Raw genomic sequence first — 23,533 nt, forward strand, 5'->3', positions numbered from 1 at the left:
TCAGACTAGGGCTGATATTGAACATGTTCAAGAAGTGGCGACCAGTGACTGTGGACACTCTGGTGCGGCGCTGAGAGCGCGCCGTCCGGCCGAGCGTTTCAGCCCGGCCGGACGGCGCCGTGGCTCAGCCGGCCAGGCCGAGCACCTCGGCCGCCGCGCGACCGTTGGCGTGGCTCGCGCCGTAGGTGGTGACGAAGGCGCGGACGCCCGCGGGCCGCCACTGTGCCGGCCAGCCCATCTCCACCACTGTCACCGGGTGCTGGGCCGCCAGGTCGGCGATCAGCTCCGGGCCGCCGGGCAGCCGGTGCAGGTGCCGCCCGACCAGCACGATGGGACGGTCGCCCGCCAACCCGCGCAGCGTGGCCGGGTCGGTCTCGGCGGCGATCACCCGGATCTCCGGCACCCCGTCCAGGTGCGGACCGAGGCCCCACGGCACCCGACCCTCGGCGATCGTCGACTCGGTGTGCAGTTGCACCACCAGTGGCTGGTCCAGGCCGGTGAGCAGGCCGTCCACCCGGACCGCTCGGCGCGCTGCCGCGTACCCCAGCTCGGTGTCGCCGGTGGTCGGCGACCCGCTGGCGGCCCGGGTCCAGGCGGCGAGGTCGGCGGCACGGCCGGCCGCCTCCTCGACCCGCACCCTCGCCAGCCGGCCGTCGGTGAGCGCGTCGACGATCTCGGCGGCCACCCGCTCGACCAGTTCGGCGTCGACCTTCGCGCCGATGCAGAGCAGGTCGGCACCCGCGCTCAGGGCCCGGACCGCGGCCGGCCCAACCCCGCCGGCGGCCACCGCGGCACCCTTCATCTCCAGCGCGTCGGTGATGACGGTGCCGGTGAAGCCGTACTCGGTGCGCAGCAGGTCGACCAGGACGGCCCGGCTGAAGGTGGCCGGGTCAGCGCCGGTGAGCGCCGGCACCCGGATGTGCGCGGTCATCACGGCGCGCGCCCCGGCGGCGACGACGGCCGCGAACGGCGGTAGGTCCCGCTGGCGGAGCAGGCCCAGTGGAGCGTCCACGGTGGGCAGTTCGTGGTGGGAGTCGGTGACGGTGGCGCCATGCCCGGGGAAGTGCTTGGCGCAGGCGGCCACGCCGGCGGCCTGCAACCCGGCCACCGCTGCGGCCGAGTGGGCGGCCACCCGCACCGGGTCTGCGCCGAAGGACCGGGTGCCGATCACCGGGTTGTCGTCGGCGGTGTTGACGTCGACAGTGGGGGCGAGGTTGACGGTGATGCCGAGCGCGGCCAGTTCGGCGCCGATCGACTGGTAGACCCGTCGGGTGAGGGCCACGTCGCCGATCGCCCCCAGGGCGGCGTTGCCGGGGTACGGGCTGCCGGTGGCGTGCGCCAGCCGGGTCACGTCGCCACCCTCCTCGTCGATGGCGATCAGCGCGTCCGGCCGACCGGTGCGCAGCGCGGCGGTGCTCGCCGCCACCTGCGCGGGGTCGTGCACGTTGGTGCCGAACAGGGTGTGCCCGGCCAGCCCGTCGGCCAGCAGGTCGACCGCCCAGTCCGGCGGGACCGGTCCCGGGTACGCGGCCAGCAGCGTGCCCAGCGCGAGCCGGCGCAGTCCTGGATCCAACCCCACGTGATCTTCCCCCTTCGGTGCCCCCGCGGGTACGAAACGTCGTACCGGTGGTGGTCTTGGCCCTGCCGACTCGGCGGAGCGTCCCACCGTCTGGTGGCCGTTACGCTACGGCTACCCGTTCGCAGGTAGGTTTACAGTTAGCAAAGTTTACTAAAACTAGAGGACGTGTCATGAGTGCGACCCGGCTGCCCGGCACCCCCCGTCTGTTGCGGGCACTCAACGACCGTGCCGCGCTGGAGCTGCTCCTCGAACGCGGCCCGCTGACCCGGGCTCGACTCGGCGAGCTGACCGGGCTGTCGAAGGTCACCGCCTCGCAGCTGGTCGAGCGGCTGGAGGAGCGCGGCCTCGTCGCGCGGGTCGGCGAGCAGGCCGGCGGGCGAGGGCCGAACGCCCAGCTCTACGCCGTCCGCCCGGGCAGCGCGCACGTGGTCGGCGTGGACGTCGGGCCGGACCGGGTGGTGGCCGCGTGCGCCGACATCACCGGTGCGGTCATCGGCCGGGTGGAGCAGTCGACCCGCGACACCGACGACCCGGTGGGCGTGGTGCACAACGCCGTCGTGCAGGCCGCGAGCAGCGCCCAGGCGCAGCTGAGCAGCGTACGACGGATCGTGCTCGGCACGCCGGGTCTGGTCGACCCCGGCACCGGCGACATCACCTTCGCCTTCAACCTGCCGCGCTGGCACAGCGGTCTGCTCGCCGCGTTGCGGGACGACCTGCACACGCCGGTGGTCTTCGAGAACGACGTCAACCTGGCCGCGGTGGCCGAGGCGCAGTCCGGCGCAGCGCAGGGGCTGTCGGACTTCGTGCTGGTCTGGGTGGGCGCCGGCGTCGGCCTGGCGATCATGCTGGGCGGGCGGTTGCACCACGGCAGCAGCGGTGCCGCCGGCGAGATCGGCTACCTGCCGGTGCCCGGCGCGCCCATCCCGCGCGACGTCTCCCGTCGCGCCAAGCCGGCCTTCCAGCAGTTGATCGGTGCGGACTCGGTGCGCCTGGTGGCCCGCGAGCACGGCTACCCGGACGCCGACGCCGCCGAGGCGGTCCGCGCGGCCGTCGCGGCCGGCGCCGACGGCGGCCCGATGCTCGACGAGTTGGCCCGACGGCTCGCGCTCGGCGTGGCCAGCACCTGCGTGGTGCTGGACCCGCCGCTGGTCGTGCTCGCCGGCGAGGTGGGCCAGGCCGGTGGCGCGGCGCTCGCCGACCGGGTGCAGCAGGAGGTCGCGGCGATCACCCTGGTGCAGCCGCGAGTGGTGCCGACCGGGCTGACCGAGGAGCCCATCCTGCACGGCGCGCTGCGCACCGCCCTGGACGCGGTGCGCGACGAGGTGTTCGGCTCCACCGTCGGCTGAGCCCGCTGCGGCGGTCATGTGAAGGAATATTTCACCGCGCGTCCGCCGGGTGCAAGCTCTTGCCGCCTGCTGGGCGGCCCGGCCTACCGGGCCGCCCAGCAAAGGATGGGCAGCCCGGTGAAGGCCTCAGATCAGGTCGCGGCGGCGGAACACGGCGAACGCCGCCGCGGTCAGGCCGCCAGCGAGCACGAGCAGCACCAGCAGCGACGCCTCCCAGGTGATCGTGTAGAACGCGTCGCAGTTGAGGCCGGTGCTGCCCGTGCAGAGCCGTTCGTCGTAGAACCGCGCACCGCCGTTGAGCCACGCCCCGATGTGACTGGAGAGCATGAACAGGTCCGACTTCCGCGCGTCGACGATCTCCAGGACCAGCCGGGCGCCCAACTCCCAGACCACCGCGTACGCGGCGAACGCGCCGAGCGCCGCCGACGTGTGCCGACCCAGCGTGGCGATCGCGAAGCCCAGCGCGGAGGCCAGCAGCACCAGCACCAGGCCACGGCCGTGCACCGCGCCGAGCGAGCGCCAGAAGTCACCGTCCAGCCGGCCCGGCAACCCGGCGGCCTGCCCGATCACCCAGAACGTGGCGAGGTAGGCCACCGACGCCAGCAGGGCCAGCACCAGCACCGTGCCGAGCAGGGTGCCCAACTTGGCCGCGAGCACAGTCACGCGGCGCGGTCGCCAGAGCAACAGGTTCACCACGCCGCCCGAGGTCAGGTCCGCGCCGATGTAGGAGGCGCCGACCAGGAACCCGAACAGCACCAGGAACGCGATGAGGAAGTACAGCAGCGGCTGTGCCTGCTCGGCGAAGGTGAACACACCCGGCAGGAAGTCGGCGGCGATCGGCAGCCGATCCTGCAGGACCGGGTCGATCTCGGAGCAGTCGGAGGGGAGGTACATCCCGCCGTCCTCCGTCGGAAGCGCGCCGCCCTGGCGGGCCAGGCACTCCCGGAACGTGGCCTCCATGCTCTGCCGCGCCTCGGTGGCCTGCTGCCGCGCCGAGTTCAGCTCACTGACGCTCGGCTTGTGGGAGCCGGCAAGGGTGGTTGCCGCCGTGACCGCGAACGCCAACACCAACAGAACGACCATGAGCTGCACGAAGCGACGCGCGGACAGTCGCTCCAACTCGGCACGCACCAGGTTCACGCGTCCACTCCCCGATCGAGGTCGATCACAGCTTCGCCCTGCGGCAGCGACGAGTCGCCGACCTGCCGGGGCACCGACGGATGCTCGTACGCGCCGGTCAGCTCCAGGAAGACGCTCTCCAGATCCGGCCGGAGCGGCGTCAGCTCGCCCACCCACAGACCCTGCTCACCGAGCACCCGGCTGACCACCGTCGGGTCGCCAACCCCGCTCACCACCAACGCTCCGCCGTCCACGACCGCCGTCAGCTCGGCCGCGTGCAGCAGCTCGACGGCCCGCTCCGGCTCGGCCACCCGCACCAGGAACTCGTGCCGGTCGTGGCCCGCCAGCACCTCGTCCACCCGACCGGTCGCGACCCGCCGCCCCCGGGAGATGATCGTGACGTGGTCGCAGATCAGCTGGATCTCGCCCAGGATGTGACTGGACACCAGCACTGTCACCCCGTTGGCCGCCAGCGACCGCATCAGGTCCCGCATCTCCCGGATGCCCGCCGGGTCCAACCCGTTCGCCGGCTCGTCCAGGATGAGCAACCGCGGGTCCTTCAACAGCGCGGACGCCACCGCCAGACGCTGCTTCATGCCCAGCGAGTAGCCCTTCACCCGCTCATCGCCCCGGTCGTTCAGGCCCACCAGATCCAGCACCTCGTCCACCCGCGAGACCGGCACACCACCCGCGCGGGCCAACAACCGCAGCGTGCGGTAGCCGCTGAAGTTGCCGAAGAACTGCGGGCTCTCCACGATGGCGCCGACCTGGCCCGCCACTCGAGGCAGCAGCTCCGGCGACGGTTCGCCGAGCACTGTCATCCGGCCGCTGTCGGCGCGTACCAGCCCGAGCAGGGCCCGCAGGGTGGTGGTCTTGCCCGAGCCGTTGGGGCCCAGGAAGCCGTGGACCTGGCCCGCCTCGACCAGCAGGTCGAAGCCGTCCACCGCCACCCGTCGGCCGCTGCGCAGGCTGTGGAAGGTCTTGCGCAGACCCTCGATCTCGATGACCGCGCTCATCCGCGCGGCTCCGTACGTCGGAGGGGCATGGGCCGTCCTTCGGGCTTGGTGATCAATGACACGGCGCTTCACCCTATGGCTGAGGTGCCGCCCATGGGGGGCACCGCGGCGCTGCGTGGTTGGATGGAGCGGTGACTGGTGACCTGATCCCCGGCGCTGCCGGCGCCGCGCCTGCCGCCGCTTTCGTGGACCCGGATCTGGTGGTCAGCCTCGACGGCGTCGGCGTACGCCGCTCTGGCACCGCCCTCCTCCAGGACCTGACCTGGCGCGTCGAACTGGACGAACGGTGGGTCGTGCTCGGCTCCAACGGCGCCGGCAAGACCACACTGCTCAACCTCGCCGCCGGTCGGCTGCACCCCACCACGGGTGTCGCGCACGTGCTCGGCGAGCGGATCGGCCGCACCGACGTCAACGAGCTGCGTACCCGGATCGGGCTCACCACCGCCGCGATCGCCGAGCGGCTGCCCGCCGACGAGCGGGTCAGCGACGTGGTGGTGACCGCCGCCTGGTCGGTGGTCGGCCGCTGGCGGGAGAACTACGACCGGGGCGACGAGGCGCGGGCGCGGGCACTGCTGAGTCAACTCGGCGTCGGTGGCCTCGCCGAACGCCGCTACGGCACCCTCTCCGAGGGTGAGCGCAAGCGGGTGCAGATCGCCCGTGCCCTGATGACCGACCCGGAGCTGCTGCTGCTCGACGAGCCCGCCGCCGGGCTCGACCTGGGCGGTCGGGAAGACCTGGTCGCCCGACTGGCCGAGCTGGCGTACGACCCGGACGCCCCGGCGATGGTGCTGGTCACCCACCACGTCGAGGAGATTCCGCCCGGGTTCACCCACGCGATGCTGCTGCGCGAGGGTGGGGTGGTCGCCCAGGGTCTGCTCGCCGAGACGCTGACCGGTGACAACCTCTCCAAGACCTTCGGGCTGCCACTGGTGGTCGAGCGGTCGGGCGACCGCTTCACGGCTCGCGCCGCCTGAGCTTCGGACAGGCGGAGGCGACAGTGCCGCAGACCCGGGTTGCCGTGGTGGGCAGCGCCAACATGGACCTGGTCGCGATGGCGCCCGCGCTGCCTCGACAGGGCGAGACCATGCTCGGCACCGACTTCGTGATGGTGCCCGGCGGCAAGGGCGCCAACCAGGCCGTGGCCGCGGTCCGGGCCGGCGCCTCCTGTGCCTTCCTCGGCGCGATCGGCTCGGACGCCTTCGGCGTCACCCTCAAGGCCCGCATCACGGCGGCCGGCGTGGACACCAGTCAGCTTCGCGTGGTCTACGGCGCCTCCGGGGTGGCGCTGGTGATGGTCAACGCCCAGGGGGAGAACGCCATCGTGGTCACCCCCGGCGCGAACGACGCCCTGGTCGGCCTCACCGAGGAGGAGCTGACCACAGTGCGCGCGGCGGACGTCCTGGTCGCCCAACTGGAGATCCCGGTGCAGACCGTGACCGCCGCCGCGGTGGCCGCCCGTGAGGCCGGCACCCGGGTCATCCTGAACGCCGCCCCGGCACGGGACCTCCCACCCGAGCTGCTCGCCGCCGTGGACCTGCTGGTCGTCAACGAGGGCGAGGCGCAGGCGCTCGCCGGCCGAGGTCGGGAGGAGCCCCGCGCGCTGCTCGACCTGACCCCCCGGGCCGTGCTCACTCTCGGCGGTGAGGGCGCCTGGTACGTCGACCGGGACGGCACCGAGGTGCACGTGCCGGCGGTACGGGTCGACGTGGTCGACTCCACCGCCGCCGGTGACGCGTTCACCGCCGCGCTGGCCGTCGGCTGGGGCGAAGGACGCGACCTGGTCGACGCGGTGCGCTGGGCGTCGGCGGCCGGCGCTGCCTGCGTCCGCAAGCTCGGCGCCTCGGTGGCGCTACCGCAACGCGCCGAGATCGACGAGCTGTACGCACCGGCCTGAGCACGTCCCGCGCTGCGCCGGCCTGACCGTGTCGGCCGGTTACGCCCGCTGGCCCGCGCCCGTGCGGAAGGCCCGGCGATATGCCGACGGTGAGGTCAGCATGACCCGGCCGAAGTGGTGCCGATAGGTCACCGGCGTGTCGAAGCCCACCGCGCGGGCGACCTGCTCGACCGGGGCGTCGGTCTCCTCCAGCAGGGCCAGGCTGGCGCGGATCCTCTGGTCGATCAGCCAGCGGATCGGGCTGGTCCCGGTGGCCCGGGCGAAATGCCGCAGGTAGGTGCGGGACGACATGTGCGCCCGCCCGGCGAGCTGGGCCACGGTCAGCGGCTCGGCGAGATGGGCGAGCGCCCAGTCGATGCTGCCGGCGATCCGGTCGTCGTCCGGGTCGGCGGGTACCGGTGCCTCGACGAACTGGGCCTGCCCGCCGTCGCGGTGCGGCGGGATCACCAGCCGTCGGGCGACCGCGTTGGCGACAGCCGCGCCATGGTCGCGTCGGATCACGTGCACGCAGAGATCCAGCCCGGCTGCGCTGCCGGCACTGGTGAGCAGGTCACCGTCATCGAGGTAGAGCACGTCCGCGTCCACCTCGACCCGCGGGTAGCGTCGCGCCAGCAGCTCCGCGTACCGCCAGTGGGTCGTGGCCCGCCGACCGTCCAGCAGCCCCGCTCCGGCCAGCGCGAACGCGCCCGAGCAGATCGACATGATCCGGGCCCCGCGCCGGTGCGCCTGGCGCAGCGCGGTGGTCAGTTCGGGCGACGGGTCAGCGGTCACGTCCGGCACGCCGGGCACGATCACCGTCCGCGCCGCCGCCAGCTCGGCCAGACCGTACGGGGTGTGCAGGCTGGCCCCGCCGACCACCGGCACCGGCCCCGGCTGCTCGGCGCAGAGCACCAGGTCGTACCAGTCGACGTCGAACTCCGGCCGGGCCAGCCCGAAAACCTCGGTGACGATGCCGGTCTCGAACACCGACATCCCCGGGTACGCGAGCACGGCGACCCGGTGCGCGGCTGCCTGTCGTCGGGACGCTGGCAGCGGGCGCGGGCCGGTTGTCGTGGCCGGGATCGGCATGGCGGGATGTTAGCGCAGGACGTCGTTCCCGCCACTCGTCCCGAGCTGGCATTCTGGCGAGGATCGGTGCATGACCTCCACTTTCGCCGTTCCGCCGGCCGATTCGGCCACCGCCGTCGCCCACTTCCGCAATCGGCTCAGCGTCGAGACCGACGTCAGTGACGTGCACGCCGACCTGTCGGCCCGTACCCCGGGTCTGGTGGTCGTCGACTCCCGGGGCGCGGCCGCCTGGGCGCAGGGGCACCTCCCCGGCGCGGTGCACCTGCCCACCGCCGAGATCGCGACCCGGGCGGCGGACCTGATCCCGCCGGGCTCGGCGGTGGTGACCTACTGCTGGGGCCCGGGCTGCAACGGCGCGACCCGGGCCGCGTTGGAGTTCGCCCGGCTCGGTCATCCGGTGAAGGAGATGCTCGGCGGGTTCGAGTACTGGGTGCGGGAGGGGCTGCCGGTGGTGACGGAGGCCGGGCTGACCCGGCGACCGGTCGACGACCTCACAGCGCCCACCACAACGATCACCTGCGACTGCTGAGCCTGGGCGCAGGCGAGCGAGGGTTCAGCCGATGGGCTCGTCGGTGAGCTTCTCGCCGCGTCGGCGCAGCATGCCCAACCCGGGGATGCCGGCCACGGCGAGCTTGAGGTCACGGGTCACGTCGAGCAGGTCGTGCAGGTCCGGACCGACCCGGTCCAGCGTGGCCAAGATCGGCAGGATGTCCGCCGTCAGGTGTTCCTTGAGCTTCGGCAACTCGTCGATCAGGTGGATCGCCGCGCTGATCTCCTCGTGGCTCAGCTCCTCGACGAACCGGCCGGCCATCGGCGCGGCCCGGCGCAACGCCGGCTCGTACGCCGTCAGCAGCTCGGCCGCAGTGGCGGCGGCCTCCGTCGCGGTGCCCACGGTGGCGGCGGCGCGGTTCGCGACCCGATCGGCCTCGGCGACCACAGTGCTCGCCGCCCGGGAGACCCGATCGGCCTCGGCGACCACGACGGCGGCTGCGGTGGCCACCTCGGTGGCCGTGTCGATGGCGGTGGTCGCGGCGGCGCTGATGACGGCCACCTCGCGGACCGCGGCCTCGGCGTCGGTGAGCACCTGATCGGTCCGGTCCAGGGTCGTCTCGATCCGGTCGACCACACCGTTGATCCGGGCCAGCAGCGCCTCCACCCCGTCCAGCACGGCGAACGCGCGGGCGGGCACGGCGGCCATCGAGGCGGCCGAGCCGAGCGCCTGGTCGAGAGCGGAGCGGGTCAGGCCGACCACGGCGGTCGGGGTGGGGAGGGGAATCGCCATGGGATCAAGTGTGCGTCGGCCGGGCCACAACCGCCCGACGGAGCCGTCAGTGGGACCGTGGACCGGCGGTGTCGGCGCGGGCCACCCGCAGCGCCCACCAGATCAGCGGCACCTGCAACGGCACCCGGCCGTACGCGATGGCCCGCTTCGTCGGGCGGCGCTGCCGCCAGTCCACGGCCATCTTCACGTTCGCCGGTAGGACGGCGACGAAGAGTGCGGCGGCTGCCCGACCGCCGGCCCGCCGGGTGGCCGGGTTCGCGACCGCCGCCGCCACCGCCAGTTCGGCCACCCCGCTGGCGTACGTCCAGAACCGGGCCGGGCCGGGCAACGCGCGCGGCACGATCGGGTCGTAGACGCCGGGGCGTACCAGATGGGTGACGCCGGCCGCCGCGAGCAGGCCGGCCAGGGCGACGGCCTCGCCACGGCGGGTGGTCATCGATGGTCCCCCTGCTGTTCGACGGCGCGCTGCACGGCCCGGTAGATCTGCCCGAACCGTAGCGCGTCCGGGGTGCGCACCAGCAGATCCTCTCGACCGTGGTGCTGAACCCACAACTCGTGCACGTGGCTGCCGCGCTCGTAGGAGCGGTCCAGCCAGCCGAGGGGTATCTCCAGGAACGGTGCCAACGCGAGCGCCCCCACCGCGCAGGCGGCGAGAATGATCAACGCCAGCTGCCAGTTGCCCCGGTCCTGAGCCGACCAGGCCAGCGACAGCACGCAGACCACGGCGACCAGCGGCGGCAGCGAGAGCAGCAGGACCAGGACACCGCGCCCCAGCACACGGCCGCGTACGGCGAGGGTTTTCTGCCCCCGCGCGTGCCAGACGAACGTCACGTCGGACAGGGCGATCACCTGACCGCCCGCCCGGATCGACTCGGAGGTCACCTGCACCGCGTCGTCCCGGTAATAGAGGGTCATCACTAAGCCTAACCACCGGCAGGCAACCCTCGCCTCGGCAATCTTTGACAGTTTCCGTTAGCCGCTAACGGAAACTGTCCAAGATCTGCGGCGGCTAGCGGCGGGTGACGGGGCGGGCCGGCTGGCTGTGCTCGACCGCGCGCTGCACCGCCCGGTAGATCTGCCCGAAGCGCAGCGCGTCACCGGTGCGCAGCAGACGCACCGGCTGACCCCGCCAACGGGCCCAGATCTCCAGTTGGCGGCTGCCCCGGGCATACGAGCGGTCCAGGTGTTCGAAGAGGAAGTCGGCGACCGGCCCGACGGCCAACCCGACCAGCACCGACGCGCCGACGATCGCGATCGTCACGGTGGGGGAGCGGTGCAGCCAGACGGCCACGCCGATGCCGAGCACCGCCGCGACCAACGGGCCGGCGAGCGCGGCGCCGATCGCACCCCGGCCCACCAGCACGCGCCAGGAACGGGTGCCACGGCGGTGCCAGATCATGGTGATGTCGGCCAGCGCGTAGCTGCGACCGTCGACACGGACAGTGGTGGAGGTGACCTGCACCGATCTGTCGTCGTAATACGTGATCATGGCTGGACTCCCGCCCACGGGGCTGACACCACACTACTTACCCAAACGAGCCGGGTCGTAAGGTTGGCACGCGACTTCGACGAGGAAGTGAGGGCAGCGTGGGCGAGTTCGTTCGGCTGGAGACCAAGGACGGCATCGGCACGATCCGGCTGGAGCGGCCGCCGATGAACGCGCTCAACACCCAGGTGCAGGAGGAGTTGCGCGCCGCCGCCACGGCGGCCACCGCCGATCCCGAGGTCCGCGCCGTCATCGTGTACGGCGGGGAGAAGGTCTTCGCCGCCGGCGCCGACATCAAGCAGATGGCCGAGATGTCCTACGTGGACATGGCCGACCGTGCGGCGAACCTGTCCAGCGCGCTCGGCGCGATCGCCCGGATCCCCAAGCCGGTGGTCGCCGCGATCACCGGGTACGCCCTCGGTGGCGGCTGTGAGCTGGCGCTGGCCTGTGACTGGCGGGTGGTCGCCGAGGACGCCAAGCTCGGCCAGCCGGAGATCAAGCTGGGCATCATCCCGGGCGCGGGCGGCACCCAGCGGCTGGCCCGCCTGGTCGGCCCGGCCCGCGCCAAGGACCTGATCATGTCGGGGCGGATGGTGGACGCGCAGGAGGCGCTGCGGATCGGCCTGGCCGACCGGGTCGCCCCGGCCGCCGAGGTGTACGACACGGCCGTCGCGCTGATCACTCCGTACCTGACCGGCCCGGTGCAGGCGCTGCGCGCGGCGAAGCTGGCGGTCGACGGCGGCCTGGACATGGACCTGAACTCGGGTCTGGCCTGGGAGAGTCAGCTCTTCGCGGCGCTGTTCGCCACCGACGACCGCCGGGAGGGCATGGCGGCCTTCGTGGAGAAGCGCAAGCCGGGCTTCACCGGCCGCTGATCCGTCGCTTCCCGCCCCGGCGGCCCTCTGACCTCGGCAACGTCCACTGGCCGGGGCCACGGTCGCACGGCCAAGTGACTGGCCGGTAACCTGTGATCCCGGCCACGGACGATGGGAGCGACATGACGGAGCGGATCGAGGGTCACGGCGGCGAGTTGGCGCTCGCGGCACTACGCGCGCACGGCGTACGGGAGATGTTCACGCTGTCCGGCGGGCACGTCTTCCCGCTCTACGACGCCGCGTACAAGACCGACTTCCCGATCTACGACGTCCGGCACGAGCAGTCCGCGGTCTTCGCCGCCGAAGCGGTGGCCAAGCTCCAGCGCCGCCCCGGCCTCGCCGTGCTCACCGCCGGGCCCGGTGTCACCAACGGCATCTCCGGCATGACCAGCGCGTTCTTCAACGCCTCGCCGGTGCTGGTGCTCGGCGGGCGCGCGCCCGCGTTCCGCTGGGGCTCGGGCAGCCTCCAGGAGATGGACCACCTGCCGCTGGTCTCCCCGGTCACCAAGCACGCCGAGACGGTGTTCAGCACCGACGACATCCCGCGCGCGGTCGGCGCGGCGCTCAACGCCGCGCTCACCCCGCACCGGGGCCCGGCCTTCCTCGACTTTCCGCTGGAGACGGTCTTCTCGGTCGCCGAGGCCGAGCTGCCCACCGTGACGGGTGTCGACCCGATCGCGCCGGACCCGGAGGAGGTCGGCCGCGCCGCGTTGCTCATCGCCGGTGCGCAGCGACCGGTCATCATCGCCGGCTCCGACGTGTACGCGGGCGACGCGGTCGCCGCGCTGCGCGAGGCGGCCGAGGCGTTGCAGGTGCCGGTCTTCACCAACGGCATGGGTCGCGGCTCGCTCCCGCCGGAGCACCCGTTGGCGTTCGCCAAGGCCCGCCGGGCCGCGCTCTCCGGCGCCGACGTGGTCGTGGTGGTGGGCACCCCGCTGGACTTCCGGCTCAGCTTCGGTGACTTCGGTGACGCCAAGGTGGTGCACATCGTCGACGCGCCCAGCCAGCGGGCGACGCACGTGCAGCCGGCCGCCGCCCCCGCCGGTGACCTGCGCCTGATCCTCTCCGCGCTGGCCGACCACTCCGGTGACCGGGCCGACCACGCCGACTGGATCGCGGACCTGCGCGTCGCCGAGGACGCGGCGAAGGCTCGGGACGCCGCCGAGATGGCCGCCGAGACCGACCCGATCCGCCCGGCCCGGATCTACGGCGAGCTGCGTCGGGCGCTCGCCCCGGACGCGATCACCATCGGCGACGGCGGCGACTTCGTGTCGTACGCCGGGCGGTACCTGGAGCCGGCCCAGCCCGGCACCTGGCTGGACCCGGGCCCGTACGGCTGCCTGGGCACCGGCATGGGTTACGCGATGGGTGCCCGGGTCAGTCACCCGGACCGGCAGATCTGCGTGCTGATGGGCGACGGTGCGGCCGGTTTCTCGCTGATGGACGTCGAGTCGCTGGTCCGCCAGAAGCTGCCCGTGGTGATCGTCGTCGGCAACAACGGCATCTGGGGGCTGGAGAAGCACCCGATGCGGGCCATGTACGGCTACGACGTGGCCGCCGACCTCCAGCCGGAGCTGCGGTACGACACCGTGGTCAGCGCGCTCGGCGGGGCGGGGGAGACGGTCGCCAAGGCGGCCGACCTGGGCCCGGCGCTCCAGCGGGCGTTCGACTCCGGAGTGCCGTACCTGGTGAACGTGCTCACCGACCCGACCGACGCGTACCCCCGGTCGTCGAACCTGGCCTGAGTCGCACCCGCCGCCGCCGTCGCTCCTGCGCCGGCGGCGGCGTCGCGCTCACACCTCCGGTCGGTCACCCTCGCGCGGCGGCTCACCGTCGCGGCGGCGCAGGTCGTCCTCGCGTCGCCGCAGGTCTTCCTCCCAGCGTTGGAATAGCGCCTGGTCCTGCTGCTGGGCGCGTTCCTCGACGGAGCGCAGGAACTCCGGGTCGTCGTCGGGGGCCACCGGCCGAGGGCGCTGCCGCTCGCCGCCGCCGCCCGGCCAGCCCTTGCGGGCGCTGGGGCTGGGCTCCCGGCCGACGATGAACCAGGCGATCGAGCCGACCAGCGGGAAGAACAAGATGATCAGCACCCAGGCGATCCGGGGAAGGGCACGGATCTTGCCCTCCTCGGCGGAGAGGCAGCTGATCAGCGCGCAGACGGCGAGGACAATCTGCACCAGGAAGAGGAGTACGCCAAGCCGGGCCATCCACCCATCATGGCGCACCGGCGCGCGTCACCACAGTCCGCGCAGGACCAGCAGCACTCCCAGTAACGCCAGCACCACTGTTCCCGCCGTGACCAGGGGCAGTGTCCGGCCGCCGGTGCGGGCCGGACCGGTGCCGGTGCCCCGGGGCCAGCAGAGCACCAGCAGGGCGCCCCACACCAGCACGGTGCCGCCGGCGATCAACGCGCCGGTCGGGTCGCCCGTCGACGCCAGCCGGACGGCGAGCACGGTCACCACGGTCACCGTGAGCAGGGTGCGCCGCCAGGCCAGCCGGGTCCGCTCCGGTTGCAGCCCCGGGTCGCGTCCTGTGCTCACGGCCCGCCGATCGCCCGCATCAGGACGGCGACCACCAGCAGCAACGCGCCGACGCCGACGGCGAGCGCCAGGATGGCGGGGAAACGGGACGCGGGCAGCTCCTGACCGAGCCGGATGGCCCGTTCGGTACGCGCCCAGTGGTCCACCGCGCGGATCGCGACCGCCGCGCCGAGCAGCAGCAACGCCACCGCGATCACCTCGCGTAGGTGGCTCATCGGCAGGGGTGGCAGGAACTGCGCGGCGGCCAGCCCGCCTCCGATTAGCGCCAACCCGGTGCGCAGCCAGGCGAGGAAGGTCCGTTCGTTGGCCAGGGAGAAGCGGTAGTCCGGTGTTTCACCGACCGAGCCCAGCTCCGCCGGGTCGAACCACCGCCTGATCGCCTCCCACACGGAGCCGATTATCCGCTTCCCATCCCGCTTAGCCTGGGCCGGTGACTGATCTCGACATCCTGACGCTGCGTACCGCCTACGACAACCAACTCCGCCCGGAGATCCCCGACCCGGTTCCGGCCGGGGTGACGGTGGAGCGGGACGGGCCGCTGGTCCGGATCACCGGGCTCGATTCCGGTGGGTTCATCACCTACCGTGACCTGGGCGGGTTGACCGGCGACGCGCTGGACGAGCTGATCGCCCGGCAGGTGCGGTTGTGCCGTGAGCGGGGCGAGTCGGCGGAGTGGAAGCTCAACGAACACGACGAACCGGCGGACCTGGCGGACCGTCTGCGCGCCGCCGGCTTCGTGCCGGAGGACCGGGAGACCGTCGTGGTCGGTCCGGTCGCGCCGCTGGCCGCCGCGCTGCCGGTCGCCCCCGAGGGCGTACGCCTGCGTGAGGTGACGTCCCGGGAGGACCTGGAGCGGATCGCCGCCATGGAGGAGGAGGTCTGGCAGGAGGACCGCTCGCACCTGGTCTGGGGGCTGGCCAAGGAGATCGACGCCGACCCGCACTCGATCACAGTGGTGGTGGCGGAGGTGGACGACACGGTGGTGAGCGCCGGCTGGGTGCGCTTTCCGGCGAACACCGGCTTCGCCACCCTGTGGGGTGGGTCCACCCTGCCGCAGTGGCGTCGCAAGGGCATCTACCGGGCGCTGGTCACCTACCGCTCGCGGCTGGCCGACCAGCGGGGCCGGACGCTGATGCAGGTCGACTGTTCCGAGGACAGCCGGCCGATCCTGGAGCGACTCGGCCTTGTCCCGATCACCACCACCACCCCGTACGTCTACACTCCGTGATCATGGAGCAGCGGTTGACGGACGAGGAGCGGCTGACCCTCAAGACCGGTGCCTTCGGCGCCGTCTTCCTGGTCTCCAACGCCGACCCCGGTGTGCTGGGGGTGATCCGGGAGAGCATCGCCGCGTCCGGCGCGCTGGCCGACGCCAGTGGCACGGTCAAGGAGGCGCTGACCACCGGCCCGCTGCCGCGACTTCCCCGGGACTCGCAGCTGGAGATCGAGTCGGTGGTGCTGCCGGCGCTGGGGCAGGCGGTGCGGATCCTGCGCGAGAAGTCCCCACGGGACGTGGACGCGTACCGCGAACTCGTGTTGACCGCGGCGGACCAGGTGGCCCGGGCGCACGACGGGGTGGCCCCCGCCGAGGCGGCGGCCATCGACCAGATCCGGGTCGCGTTGGCCGAGCCGGCCTGACCGGCCGCGCGTCGGTGAGCTGTGTCACTCTGAGTGCTGCCGGAGCGCAACCTACTGGCAGGTAACATTGCGCCGTGGGCAACTGCACAACCGCCCGCGGTTGACCTGGCGTCGACCGACGCGCGACGCTGCGCCCCAGACCGGGCGAGCGAATCGCAACACCACACAGGAGGGTCGTCGAAGCGCGATGAACATCGTCGTACTCGTCAAGCAGGTGCCTGATTCGGGCGCGGACCGCAACCTGCGCAATGACGACAACACCGTCGACCGCGGTTCGGCGAACAACGTGATCAACGAGATGGACGAGTACGCCATCGAGGAGGCGCTGAAGATCAAGGAGGCGCACGGTGGCGAGGTCACCATCCTGACCATGGGTCCGGACCGGGCGACCGAGTCGATCCGCAAGGCGCTCTCCATGGGCCCGGACAAGGCCGTGCACGTGCTGGACGACGCCCTGCACGGCTCGTGTGCCGTCGCCACCTCGAAGGTGCTCGCCGCCGCTCTCGGTCAGCTCGGTGCCGACCTGATCATCTGTGGTGCCGAGTCCACCGACGGCCGGGTCCAGGTCATGCCGCACATGATCGCCGAGCGACTGGGCGTCGCGGCGCTCACCGGTGCCCGCAAGCTCACCGTCGACGGTGCGACGCTGACCGTCGAGCGGCAGACCGAGGAGGGCTACGAGGTGGTCACCGCCGCCACCCCGGCCGTGGTCTCCGTCTGGGACACCATCAACGAGCCGCGCTACCCCTCCTTCAAGGGCATCATGGCCGCCAAGAAGAAGCCGGTGCAGACGCTCTCGCTGGCCGACCTCGGGGTCGCGGCCGGCGAGGTGGGCTTCGACGGTGCCACCAGCGCCGTCGTCGAGCACACCAAGCGCCCCCCGCGCTCCGGCGGTGCCAAGATCACTGATGAGGGCGAGGGCGGCGTCAAGCTGGTCGAGTTCCTCGCCACCGAGAAGTTCGTGTGAGAGGGGGGTTCTGACATGTCTGAGGTTCTCGTCGTCGTCGAAGCCACCAAGGAATTCGGCGTCAAGAAGGTCACCCTGGAAATGCTCACCCTCGCGCGTGAGCTGGGCACCCCGAGCGCGGTGGTGCTCGGCGGCGCTGGCGCCGCCGAGGCGCTGAGCGGCAAGCTGGGCGAGTACGGCGCGGAGAAGATCTACGCCGCCGAGGGTGACGAGATCGACGGCTACCTGGTGGCCCCCAAGGCGACCGTGCTGGCCGAGTTGGTCAAGCGGGTGCAGCCGGCCGCCGTGCTGCTGGCGTCGGCCCAGGAGGGCAAGGAGATTGCCGCCCGGCTCGCCGTCAAGCTCGACAACGGCATCCTGACCGACGTGGTCGGCCTGGACGCCGACGGCACCGCGACCCAGGTCGCCTTCGCCGGCTCCACCATCGTCAAGTCCAAGGTCACCAAGGGCCTGCCGTTGGTCACCGTCCGGCCCAACTCGGTCACCCCCGCCCCGGCGGCGGCCACCCCGGCGATCGAGCAGCTCAGCGTGTCGGTCACCGACACCGACAAGCTGGCCAAGGTCGTCGAGCGGGTCGCCGAGCAGAAGGGCTCCCGCCCCGAGCTGACCGAGGCCGGCGTGGTCGTCTCCGGTGGCCGAGGCGTCGGCAACGCCGACAACTTCAAGCTGGTCGAGGAGCTGGCCGACCTGCTCGGCGGCGCCGTCGGCGCGTCCCGCGCGGCCGTCGACTCCGGCTTCTACCCGCACCAGTTCCAGGTGGGCCAGACCGGCAAGACGGTCTCCCCGCAGCTCTACGTCGCCCTCGGCATCTCCGGTGCCATCCAGCACCGGGCCGGCATGCAGACCTCGAAGACCATCGTCGCGGTCAACAAGGACGGCGAGGCGCCGATCTTCGAGCTGGCCGACTTCGGGGTGGTGGGCGACCTGTTCAAGATCGTCCCGCAGGCCGCCGAGGAGATCCGCAAGCGCAAGTGACCCCGCGCTGAGACCAGTGGCCGCCCCCGGTGGGGGCGGCCACTGTCTTTGGATGGGAGCTGATCGGCGAGCCGGGGAGCTGAGCCGGCCCGCCGATCAGCCCGTCAGGGAGCCCCTCAGCAGGCTGTCGCCGGAGTGGCGGGTGTTGTTGTCGTACTGCTCGGCGGAGACGTCGACCACCGAGTAGCTCTTGAGGTCGACATTCGGGGGCAGGGGTAGCAGGGCGTCCGAGCCGCCACCCAGGGTGCCGACCGAGAACATCTCCATCGTCGTCGGATTGATGAGCCAGACCTCGTAGTACCCCGGGACGCTCGGGAGATTCGCCACATGCAGATGAAGTTGGCCGTCCTGGAGAACCCGGGCGTCACCCTTGGCCGTCGGCGGGGTCGCCCCGTACGCCGCCAGCGGCGCGCTCGCCACCACCACCGGCGGCGGGGTGGGCGTCGGATCGTCCGGTCGGAGCACCGAGACGGTGCCCACCACGCCCACCGCCGCGGCGGCGGCCGCGGTCACCGCGGTGGCCACCCAACCGGACCAGCCACGACCCCGGCGGGATCGCCGCGCCGGATCCAGTCGGGTCACCGTCGACTCGCCCGCCGCGCCGAAGGTCTGCTCGGCCGTCGTGGTGTCGGCCTGCTCAGCCGTCGTCAAGTCGGCCTGCTCGGGCACCCGGTGTCGACGGGTCTCGGTCAGCAACGGCCCGGCCTCCGCGGCCCTGACCTGGGCTTCGATGCCCTGCCAGACGTGCTCCGGCGGGTCGGGCAGGTCGGCCAGGCCCTGCGTCTCGGTGCCGAGCCCCGCCACCTGCCGAAGGGTCGCCACCTCCGCCCGGCAGAGCGCGCAGGTGCCGAGGTGGGTGCTCTCCCCGTCGTCCGCCTCGCTCTCACCGAGTGCCAGAAATACCAGCCGGTCGTGGTCCAGGTGCTGCACCGTCCACCTCCCATCTGCGTTTCAAGCTCGCCATGCCGCGTCGGATGTGACTCTTCACGGTGCCCAACGGCACGCCGGTCACCGTGGCTATCTGCTGGTGTGTCAGGTCGTCGTAGAACGCCAGCTCCAGCATCCGTCGCTGGTCGTCCGGGAGACGAGCCAGCTCGTCCGCGATCACCAACCGGTCCACCACGCGGTCCGGGTCCGGCTGGGTCTGCGCCGGCTCGGGCAGCTGTCGGACCGTCTCCACCACCCGGGTCTCCCGGGCCGAGGCGCGCATCCGGTCGATCACCTTCCGCCGGCCGATGCCGAGCAGCCAACCGATCAGCGACCCCTTGGCCGGGTCGAACGTGTCGCGACCCAGCCAGGCGGCGACGAAGGTCGCCTGGGTGACGTCCTCGGCGTCGCTGCGGTTCGCCAGCATGGACGTGGCCAGGTGGAGCACGGCACGACCGTAGCGGTCGTACGCCTCGCGGAGCGCCACGTCGTCGCCGTCGCGGAACCTGCGGTCGAGGTCGTCCACCGGAGGGTCCGGTTCCTGTCGTAGCGCCGTCATCGGGCGGCTCGCCTTCGATGGGGCATGCCCGACTGTAGCTGCCACAGCCCTCGCCCCACTTCCCCGGTCGATGTCATCTCACCAGCTCTTCGTCTCCCGACCCCGGTCCGGATGCAGTCGGGGCCGGAAAAGAAAAGTGCCTCCGGGGCGCATCCGCCCGTCCGACAGCCGGCGTAACCCGTTCTGCAAGCCAGGCCTGACGAATCAGCACCAAATATCAGGAGGCAGACATGCAGCTCTCGTACTTCCGTCGGGTCGCCGCGGGCGGCGCGGTCGCCGCGCTGGCCTTCGCCGGTGTCGGCGCGTTCACCGCCGGCCCCGCGTACGCCGCCACGTCGAAGGTCTCCGTCGTGCACGGCATCCCGGACACCCCGGTCGACGTCTACGTCAACGGCAAGAAGACGCTGGACAACTTCAAGCCCGGCGACGTCGCCGGCCCGCTGAACCTGGAGGAGGGCGACTACGACATCGCGCTCACCAAGCCGGGCGAGCCGATCGGCAGCGCGATCCTCAAAGTCGACAACGCCGCGGTGCCGGGCGGTGCGAACATCAGCATCGCGGCTCACCTCGACGCCGCCGGCCAGCCGAAGATCACCCCGTTCGTGAACGACGTCTCGAAGGTCGACGCCGGCAAGGCCCGGTTGATCGTCCGGCACACCGCCGCCGCCCCGGCGGTCGACGTCCGCGCCGGCGGTACCCCGGTCTTCGAGGGCCTCACCAACCCGAACGAGGCCAAGGGCGACGTCGACGCGGGCAACGTCAAGGCGGACGTGGTGCTGGCCGGCACCGACACCGTGGCCATCGGCCCGGCGGACCTCAACCTCAAGGAGGGCACCGCCACGATCGTCTACGCGATCGGCTCCGCCGAGGGCAAGACCCTCGACGTGGTGGCCCAGACCATCACCGGCCTGCACTCCGCCCCGGGCGGCGTGCCCAGCGGTGACGGCGGCCAGGCCGGCACCGGCGTGGACACCTGGTGGTACGTGCTCACCGGTGCCGGCGTACTCCTGCTGCTTGGTGGTGGGGTGCGGATGGCGACCGCGCGGACCGGCCGCAAGTGACGGTGCGCAATCGCGGCGCGCTGGCGGCCCTGGCCGCCGGCGTTGCCGCGCTCACCGTCGCCGCGCTGGTGGCGTGTGCCGCCCAGCCGGCCGGGACCGTGGGCGCCGAGGAGGCCAGCACGCTGGCCAGCGCCCCACCGACCGCCGCCAGCGCCCCGTCGGTGCCGGTCACCGCCGGTGAGCTGCCCGCCGGTCCGAAGATCATCCCGCCGGTGCGGCTGCTGATCCCGGAGATCGGCGTCACCGCCACCGTCAACGCGGTCGGCATCAACGAGCGGACCAACGAGTTCGAGGTGCCGCCGAGCGTCGACCAGATCGGCTGGTACCGCTACGGCCCCGGCCTGGAGGCGGATGCCGGCTCGGTGGTCATCGCCGGTCACGTCGACAGCGCCAAGCAGGGCAAGGGGGCGTTCTTCCGGCTGCGTGAGCTGGACCAGGGGGACACGTTGACAGCGACCGGCAGTGACGGCGAGGCGCGGCGCTACCGGGTCGTCGCCCGGGAGGAGTACGCCAAGACCAAGATCCCGCTGGACCGGTACTTCGCCCGCGACGGCAAGCCGCGGCTGACCCTGATCACCTGTGGCGGGCCGTTCGACGCCAAGGCGCGCAGGTACCGCGACAACATCGTCGTCACCGCGGTGCCCGCCTGACCGGTCCGCGCGCGTCGGGCCGGGGTGGAGTTCCACCCCGGCCTTTGCGTGCGGTCCCCTCCGGCATCCGGTCCCCAAGGTGTCGGCCGTACGCTGAACGGCGATGGCTTACCTGGATCACGCGGCGACGACTCCCATGCTCGATGAGGCACTGGAGGCGTACGTCGCTACCGCCCGCGAGGTCGGCAACGCGTCCTCCCTGCACGCGGCGGGCCGCCGTGCCCGCCGCCGGGTCGAAGAGTCACGCGAGCGGGTGGCCGCGGTGCTGGGCGCCCGGCCCTCTGAGGTGATCTTCACGGGTGGTGGCACGGAGAGCGACAACCTCGCGGTCAAGGGCATCTTCTGGGCCCGCCGAGGAGCCCGGCCCGACCGCCGCCGGCTGGTCTCCAGCGCCGTCGAGCACCACGCGGTGCTGGACGCGGTCGACTGGCTGGCCGAGCACGAGGGCGCCGAGGTCGGCTGGCTGCCGGTGGACGCCGTCGGTCGGCTCGACCCGCAGGCCCTGCGCGCCGAGTTGGCCGCGCACGCCGACCAGGTGGCCGTGGTCACCGCGATGTGGGCGAACAACGAGGTGGGCACCGTCCAGCCGGTGGCCGAGCTGGCCGCCGTCGCCGCCGAACACGGTGTGCCCTTCCACACCGACGCCATCCAGGCGGTCGGTCAGGTGCCCGTCGACTTCGGCGCCAGCGGGGTCGCCGCGCTGACCGTCACCGGGCACAAGTTGGGCGGCCCGACGGGGGTGGGGGCGCTGCTGCTCGCCCGGGACGTGCCGGCCACGCCGCTGCTGCACGGCGGCGGCCAGGAACGCGACATCCGCTCCGGCACCCTGGACACCGCCGGCATCGTCGCCTTCGCGGTCGCCGTGGAGACGGCCGTGAAGGGTCAGCAGGAGTACGCGGCCCGGGTGGCCGCGCTCCGCGACGACCTGATCGAGCGGGTCCGCCAGGCGGTGCCCGAGGTGATCTACAACGGTGACCCGACCGATCGGCTGCCCGGCAACGCGCACTTTTCCTTCCCCGGCTGTGAGGGCGACGCGCTGCTGCTCCTGCTCGACGCGCAGGGGATCGCCTGCTCGACCGGCTCCGCCTGCTCGGCCGGGGTGGCCCAGCCCTCGCACGTGCTGCTCGCGATGGGCGCCGACGACGACCGTGCCCGCTCCTCGCTGCGCTTCACCCTGGGCCACACCAGCACCCAGGCTGACATCGACGCCCTCATCGCGGCCCTCCCGGCGGCGGTCGACCGAGCCCGCCGAGCCGCCGCTCTCCGCACCCCCCGCTAGCCCCTTTCCGCATCCCGCGATCTTGCGCTTTCGGCCGGCCGTTCGCGCCTTGTGCGGCATATGTCGCCGCAGAAACCGCAAGATCGCGCGGGCAGGTGGTGGGCGGGGCGGGCACGGGTCCGGGGGTTTTCGGGGCTGGTGGATAGGGTTGTGGTGGGGACGGGAAGGGGAGTGGGTCAGTGAGGGTTCTGGCGGCGATGTCGGGTGGGGTTGACTCGGCCGTGGCGGCGGCGCGGGCGGTGGCTGCCGGGCATGACGTGACCGGCGTACACCTGGCGCTGGCCCGCAACCCACAGACCTATCGGACCGGGGCGCGCGGCTGCTGCACCCTGGAGGATTCCCGGGACGCCCGGCGGGCGGCCGACGTGATCGGCATCCCGTTCTACGTGTGGGACATGGCCGACCGTTTTCACGAGGACGTGGTCGACGACTTCGTCGCCGAGTACGCCGCCGGCCGTACGCCGAACCCCTGCCTGCGCTGCAATGAGAAGATCAAGTTCGCGGCGGTGCTGGACCGGGCGGTGGCCCTGGGCTTCGACGCGGTGGTGACCGGTCACCACGCCCGCCTCGGCGCGGACGGGCTGCTGCGGCGCAGTGTCGACCTGGCCAAGGACCAGTCGTACGTGCTCGCCGTGCTCACCCGCGAGCAGCTCGACCGGTCGATCTTCCCGCTCGGTGACTCGACCAAGGCGCAGGTCCGTGCCGAGGCCGCCGAGCGTGGCCTGGCGGTGGCCGACAAGCCGGACTCACACGACATCTGCTTCATCGCCGACGGGGACACCCGCGGCTTCCTGGCCGGCCGGCTCGGTGAGGCGCCCGGCGACGTGGTGGACGCCTCCACCGGCGCGGTCGTCGGCAGTCACAGCGGCGCGTACGCGTACACGGTGGGGCAGCGTCGCGGGCTGCACCTGGATCGGCCCGCCCCGGACGGCCGGCCACGCTACGTGCTCTCCATCACGCCGAAGACCAACACGGTGACGGTCGGCCCGGCCGAGGCGCTGGAAGTGTCCGACGTGCACGCCCGACGTCCGGTCTGGACCGGCGGCGCCCGTCCGGACGCCCCGGTCGAGTGCGAGGTGCAGTTGCGCGCGCACGGCGACGTGGTGCCGGCGACCGTCGCCCTCGACGGTGACCGGCTGCACGCCGAGCTGCGCCGACCGGTACGCGGCGTCGCCGCCGGTCAGGCCGTGGTGGCGTACCGGCCGGACCCGGCCGGCGACGTGGTCCTCGGCTCCGCGACCATCACCGGCTGACCGCACGGCCTGGGTGTTCGCG

General features: G+C 72.5%; 27 protein-coding genes. 14 read left to right on the top strand and 13 right to left on the bottom strand.

What is annotated here, in order from left to right:
• Positions 1-124 precede the first annotated feature (124 nt).
• A complete protein-coding gene (locus ACQRWP_RS00860) occupies positions 125-1,579 on the bottom strand; it encodes a glycoside hydrolase family 3 N-terminal domain-containing protein (protein WP_430500365.1) in 1,455 nt (484 codons plus the stop codon).
• A 170-nt stretch (positions 1,580-1,749) separates the two neighbouring features.
• Here ACQRWP_RS00860 and ACQRWP_RS00865 point away from each other — a divergent pair, with 170 nt between their 5' ends.
• A complete protein-coding gene (locus ACQRWP_RS00865; RefSeq protein ID WP_430500367.1) occupies positions 1,750-2,925 on the top strand; it encodes an ROK family transcriptional regulator in 1,176 nt (391 codons plus the stop codon).
• 126 nt (positions 2,926-3,051) lie between these two features.
• Here the strand turns inward: ACQRWP_RS00865 and ACQRWP_RS00870 are convergent, their stop codons facing one another.
• Positions 3,052-4,065 (bottom strand): ABC transporter permease subunit, encoded by a 1,014-nt coding sequence (locus ACQRWP_RS00870; RefSeq protein WP_430500369.1) that lies wholly within the window; start codon positions 4,063-4,065, stop codon positions 3,052-3,054.
• Positions 4,062-5,060, bottom strand: a complete 999-nt coding sequence (locus tag ACQRWP_RS00875) for an ABC transporter ATP-binding protein (RefSeq protein ID WP_430500371.1) — start codon at positions 5,058-5,060, stop codon at positions 4,062-4,064. The genes ACQRWP_RS00870 and ACQRWP_RS00875 overlap by 4 nt, the downstream gene beginning before the upstream one ends.
• 131 nt (positions 5,061-5,191) lie before the next feature.
• Here ACQRWP_RS00875 and ACQRWP_RS00880 point away from each other — a divergent pair, with 131 nt between their 5' ends.
• Positions 5,192-6,034, top strand: coding sequence for an ABC transporter ATP-binding protein (locus ACQRWP_RS00880; RefSeq protein ID WP_091397101.1), 843 nt, complete (start codon positions 5,192-5,194; stop codon positions 6,032-6,034).
• Between the two features lie 23 nt (positions 6,035-6,057).
• Positions 6,058-6,954: a ribokinase gene (locus ACQRWP_RS00885; RefSeq protein ID WP_430500373.1), complete on the top strand. Its 897-nt coding sequence runs from the start codon at positions 6,058-6,060 to the stop codon at positions 6,952-6,954.
• A 39-nt stretch (positions 6,955-6,993) separates the two neighbouring features.
• On the opposite strand, the gene ftrA is transcribed toward ACQRWP_RS00885, so the two are convergent.
• Positions 6,994-8,022 carry a transcriptional regulator FtrA gene (gene ftrA / locus ACQRWP_RS00890; protein WP_430500375.1) on the bottom strand — a complete coding sequence of 343 codons (1,029 nt, stop codon included), beginning with the start codon at positions 8,020-8,022 and terminating at the stop codon, positions 6,994-6,996.
• Positions 8,023-8,092: 70 nt separating this feature from the next.
• On the opposite strand from ftrA, the gene ACQRWP_RS00895 reads away from it, so the two are divergent.
• Positions 8,093-8,551, top strand: coding sequence for a rhodanese-like domain-containing protein (locus ACQRWP_RS00895; RefSeq protein ID WP_430500377.1), 459 nt, complete (start codon positions 8,093-8,095; stop codon positions 8,549-8,551).
• Positions 8,552-8,575: 24 nt separating this feature from the next.
• Here the strand turns inward: ACQRWP_RS00895 and ACQRWP_RS00900 are convergent, their stop codons facing one another.
• The 4 genes from ACQRWP_RS00900 to ACQRWP_RS00915 form a co-directional block, all read right to left on the bottom strand.
• The gene (locus tag ACQRWP_RS00900) at positions 8,576-9,304 is read right to left on the bottom strand and encodes a hypothetical protein (protein WP_430500379.1); all 729 of its coding nucleotides are present in this window, start codon (positions 9,302-9,304) and stop codon (positions 8,576-8,578) included.
• Between the two features lie 46 nt (positions 9,305-9,350).
• Positions 9,351-9,740, bottom strand: coding sequence for a hypothetical protein (locus tag ACQRWP_RS00905; protein WP_430500380.1), 390 nt, complete (start codon positions 9,738-9,740; stop codon positions 9,351-9,353).
• Entirely contained in the window at positions 9,737-10,219 is a 483-nt protein-coding gene (locus ACQRWP_RS00910) for a DUF6232 family protein (protein ID WP_430500382.1), read from the bottom strand. The genes ACQRWP_RS00905 and ACQRWP_RS00910 overlap by 4 nt, the downstream gene beginning before the upstream one ends.
• Before the next feature lie 94 nt (positions 10,220-10,313).
• A complete protein-coding gene (locus tag ACQRWP_RS00915; RefSeq protein WP_410820624.1) occupies positions 10,314-10,793 on the bottom strand; it encodes a DUF6232 family protein in 480 nt (159 codons plus the stop codon).
• A 98-nt stretch (positions 10,794-10,891) separates the two neighbouring features.
• Between ACQRWP_RS00915 and ACQRWP_RS00920 the strand changes: the two genes are divergently transcribed.
• Both ACQRWP_RS00920 and ACQRWP_RS00925 read left to right on the top strand, forming a co-directional pair.
• A complete protein-coding gene (locus ACQRWP_RS00920) occupies positions 10,892-11,665 on the top strand; it encodes an enoyl-CoA hydratase/isomerase family protein (protein ID WP_430500384.1) in 774 nt (257 codons plus the stop codon).
• Between the two features lie 122 nt (positions 11,666-11,787).
• Entirely contained in the window at positions 11,788-13,410 is a 1,623-nt protein-coding gene (locus ACQRWP_RS00925; RefSeq protein ID WP_430500385.1) for an acetolactate synthase, read from the top strand.
• A gap of 48 nt (positions 13,411-13,458) precedes the next feature.
• Here the strand turns inward: ACQRWP_RS00925 and ACQRWP_RS00930 are convergent, their stop codons facing one another.
• From ACQRWP_RS00930 to ACQRWP_RS00940, 3 genes are read right to left on the bottom strand one after another with little or no spacing between them, the layout of a single operon-like run.
• Positions 13,459-13,869, bottom strand: a complete 411-nt coding sequence (locus ACQRWP_RS00930; RefSeq protein ID WP_430500387.1) for a PLD nuclease N-terminal domain-containing protein — start codon at positions 13,867-13,869, stop codon at positions 13,459-13,461.
• A 27-nt stretch (positions 13,870-13,896) separates the two neighbouring features.
• Positions 13,897-14,202, bottom strand: a complete 306-nt coding sequence (locus ACQRWP_RS00935; protein WP_430500389.1) for a DUF202 domain-containing protein — start codon at positions 14,200-14,202, stop codon at positions 13,897-13,899.
• Positions 14,199-14,591, bottom strand: coding sequence for a YidH family protein (locus ACQRWP_RS00940; RefSeq protein ID WP_430500390.1), 393 nt, complete (start codon positions 14,589-14,591; stop codon positions 14,199-14,201). Before ACQRWP_RS00940 ends, ACQRWP_RS00935 begins: the two co-directional genes overlap by 4 nt.
• Before the next feature lie 41 nt (positions 14,592-14,632).
• On the opposite strand from ACQRWP_RS00940, the gene ACQRWP_RS00945 reads away from it, so the two are divergent.
• From ACQRWP_RS00945 to ACQRWP_RS00960, 4 genes are all read left to right on the top strand, one after another.
• Positions 14,633-15,430 carry a GNAT family N-acetyltransferase gene (locus ACQRWP_RS00945; RefSeq protein ID WP_430500392.1) on the top strand — a complete coding sequence of 266 codons (798 nt, stop codon included), beginning with the start codon at positions 14,633-14,635 and terminating at the stop codon, positions 15,428-15,430.
• The gene (locus ACQRWP_RS00950) at positions 15,427-15,840 is read left to right on the top strand and encodes a hypothetical protein (RefSeq protein ID WP_430500393.1); all 414 of its coding nucleotides are present in this window, start codon (positions 15,427-15,429) and stop codon (positions 15,838-15,840) included. The genes ACQRWP_RS00945 and ACQRWP_RS00950 overlap by 4 nt, the downstream gene beginning before the upstream one ends.
• 187 nt (positions 15,841-16,027) lie before the next feature.
• Positions 16,028-16,807: an electron transfer flavoprotein subunit beta/FixA family protein gene (locus ACQRWP_RS00955; protein ID WP_430500395.1), complete on the top strand. Its 780-nt coding sequence runs from the start codon at positions 16,028-16,030 to the stop codon at positions 16,805-16,807.
• A gap of 15 nt (positions 16,808-16,822) precedes the next feature.
• Positions 16,823-17,782: an electron transfer flavoprotein subunit alpha/FixB family protein gene (locus tag ACQRWP_RS00960; RefSeq protein WP_387167849.1), complete on the top strand. Its 960-nt coding sequence runs from the start codon at positions 16,823-16,825 to the stop codon at positions 17,780-17,782.
• 96 nt (positions 17,783-17,878) lie between these two features.
• Here ACQRWP_RS00960 and ACQRWP_RS00965 read toward each other — a convergent pair whose 3' ends face one another.
• Together ACQRWP_RS00965 and ACQRWP_RS00970 are read right to left on the bottom strand one after the other, a co-directional pair.
• The gene (locus ACQRWP_RS00965) at positions 17,879-18,712 is read right to left on the bottom strand and encodes an anti-sigma factor (protein ID WP_430500396.1); all 834 of its coding nucleotides are present in this window, start codon (positions 18,710-18,712) and stop codon (positions 17,879-17,881) included.
• Positions 18,666-19,268, bottom strand: a complete 603-nt coding sequence (locus ACQRWP_RS00970; RefSeq protein WP_238684699.1) for an RNA polymerase sigma factor — start codon at positions 19,266-19,268, stop codon at positions 18,666-18,668. Before ACQRWP_RS00970 ends, ACQRWP_RS00965 begins: the two co-directional genes overlap by 47 nt.
• Positions 19,269-19,498: 230 nt before the next feature.
• Here ACQRWP_RS00970 and ACQRWP_RS00975 point away from each other — a divergent pair, with 230 nt between their 5' ends.
• From ACQRWP_RS00975 to mnmA, 4 genes are all read left to right on the top strand, one after another.
• On the top strand, positions 19,499-20,329 hold the full coding sequence (locus ACQRWP_RS00975) for a DUF4397 domain-containing protein (protein ID WP_430500397.1): 831 nt from the start codon (positions 19,499-19,501) through the stop codon (positions 20,327-20,329).
• The gene (locus tag ACQRWP_RS00980) at positions 20,326-20,979 is read left to right on the top strand and encodes a class F sortase (RefSeq protein WP_430500398.1); all 654 of its coding nucleotides are present in this window, start codon (positions 20,326-20,328) and stop codon (positions 20,977-20,979) included. Before ACQRWP_RS00975 ends, ACQRWP_RS00980 begins: the two co-directional genes overlap by 4 nt.
• Positions 20,980-21,082: 103 nt before the next feature.
• Positions 21,083-22,258, top strand: coding sequence for a cysteine desulfurase family protein (locus ACQRWP_RS00985; RefSeq protein ID WP_430500399.1), 1,176 nt, complete (start codon positions 21,083-21,085; stop codon positions 22,256-22,258).
• A gap of 179 nt (positions 22,259-22,437) precedes the next feature.
• Positions 22,438-23,511, top strand: a complete 1,074-nt coding sequence (gene mnmA, locus ACQRWP_RS00990; protein WP_430500400.1) for a tRNA 2-thiouridine(34) synthase MnmA — start codon at positions 22,438-22,440, stop codon at positions 23,509-23,511.
• The last annotated feature ends 22 nt before the right edge of the window (positions 23,512-23,533 follow it).

It is taken from the genome of Micromonospora trifolii (genome assembly GCF_050516465.1).
In the GTDB taxonomy this organism is placed as follows: domain Bacteria; phylum Actinomycetota; class Actinomycetes; order Mycobacteriales; family Micromonosporaceae; genus Micromonospora; species Micromonospora trifolii.

Bases quoted from the DNA above. Each gene is read 5' to 3' on its own strand.
- ACQRWP_RS00955 (WP_430500395.1), top strand. From the start codon at position 16,028: ATGAACATCGTCGTACTCGTCAAGCAGGTGCCTGATTCGGGCGCGGAC.
- ACQRWP_RS00975 (WP_430500397.1), top strand. From the start codon at position 19,499: ATGCAGCTCTCGTACTTCCGTCGGGTCGCCGCGGGCGGCGCGGTCGCC.
- ACQRWP_RS00985 (WP_430500399.1), top strand. From the start codon at position 21,083: ATGGCTTACCTGGATCACGCGGCGACGACTCCCATGCTCGATGAGGCA.
- ACQRWP_RS00970 (WP_238684699.1), bottom strand. From the start codon at position 19,268: ATGACGGCGCTACGACAGGAACCGGACCCTCCGGTGGACGACCTCGAC.
- ACQRWP_RS00895 (WP_430500377.1), top strand. From the start codon at position 8,093: ATGACCTCCACTTTCGCCGTTCCGCCGGCCGATTCGGCCACCGCCGTC.
- ACQRWP_RS00905 (WP_430500380.1), bottom strand. From the start codon at position 9,740: ATGACCACCCGCCGTGGCGAGGCCGTCGCCCTGGCCGGCCTGCTCGCG.
- ACQRWP_RS00865 (WP_430500367.1), top strand. From the start codon at position 1,750: ATGAGTGCGACCCGGCTGCCCGGCACCCCCCGTCTGTTGCGGGCACTC.
- ACQRWP_RS00915 (WP_410820624.1), bottom strand. From the start codon at position 10,793: ATGATCACGTATTACGACGACAGATCGGTGCAGGTCACCTCCACCACT.
- ACQRWP_RS00910 (WP_430500382.1), bottom strand. From the start codon at position 10,219: ATGACCCTCTATTACCGGGACGACGCGGTGCAGGTGACCTCCGAGTCG.
- ACQRWP_RS00925 (WP_430500385.1), top strand. From the start codon at position 11,788: ATGACGGAGCGGATCGAGGGTCACGGCGGCGAGTTGGCGCTCGCGGCA.
- ACQRWP_RS00960 (WP_387167849.1), top strand. From the start codon at position 16,823: ATGTCTGAGGTTCTCGTCGTCGTCGAAGCCACCAAGGAATTCGGCGTC.
- ACQRWP_RS00900 (WP_430500379.1), bottom strand. From the start codon at position 9,304: ATGGCGATTCCCCTCCCCACCCCGACCGCCGTGGTCGGCCTGACCCGC.
- ACQRWP_RS00930 (WP_430500387.1), bottom strand. From the start codon at position 13,869: ATGGCCCGGCTTGGCGTACTCCTCTTCCTGGTGCAGATTGTCCTCGCC.
- ftrA (WP_430500375.1), bottom strand. From the start codon at position 8,022: ATGCCGATCCCGGCCACGACAACCGGCCCGCGCCCGCTGCCAGCGTCC.
- ACQRWP_RS00875 (WP_430500371.1), bottom strand. From the start codon at position 5,060: ATGAGCGCGGTCATCGAGATCGAGGGTCTGCGCAAGACCTTCCACAGC.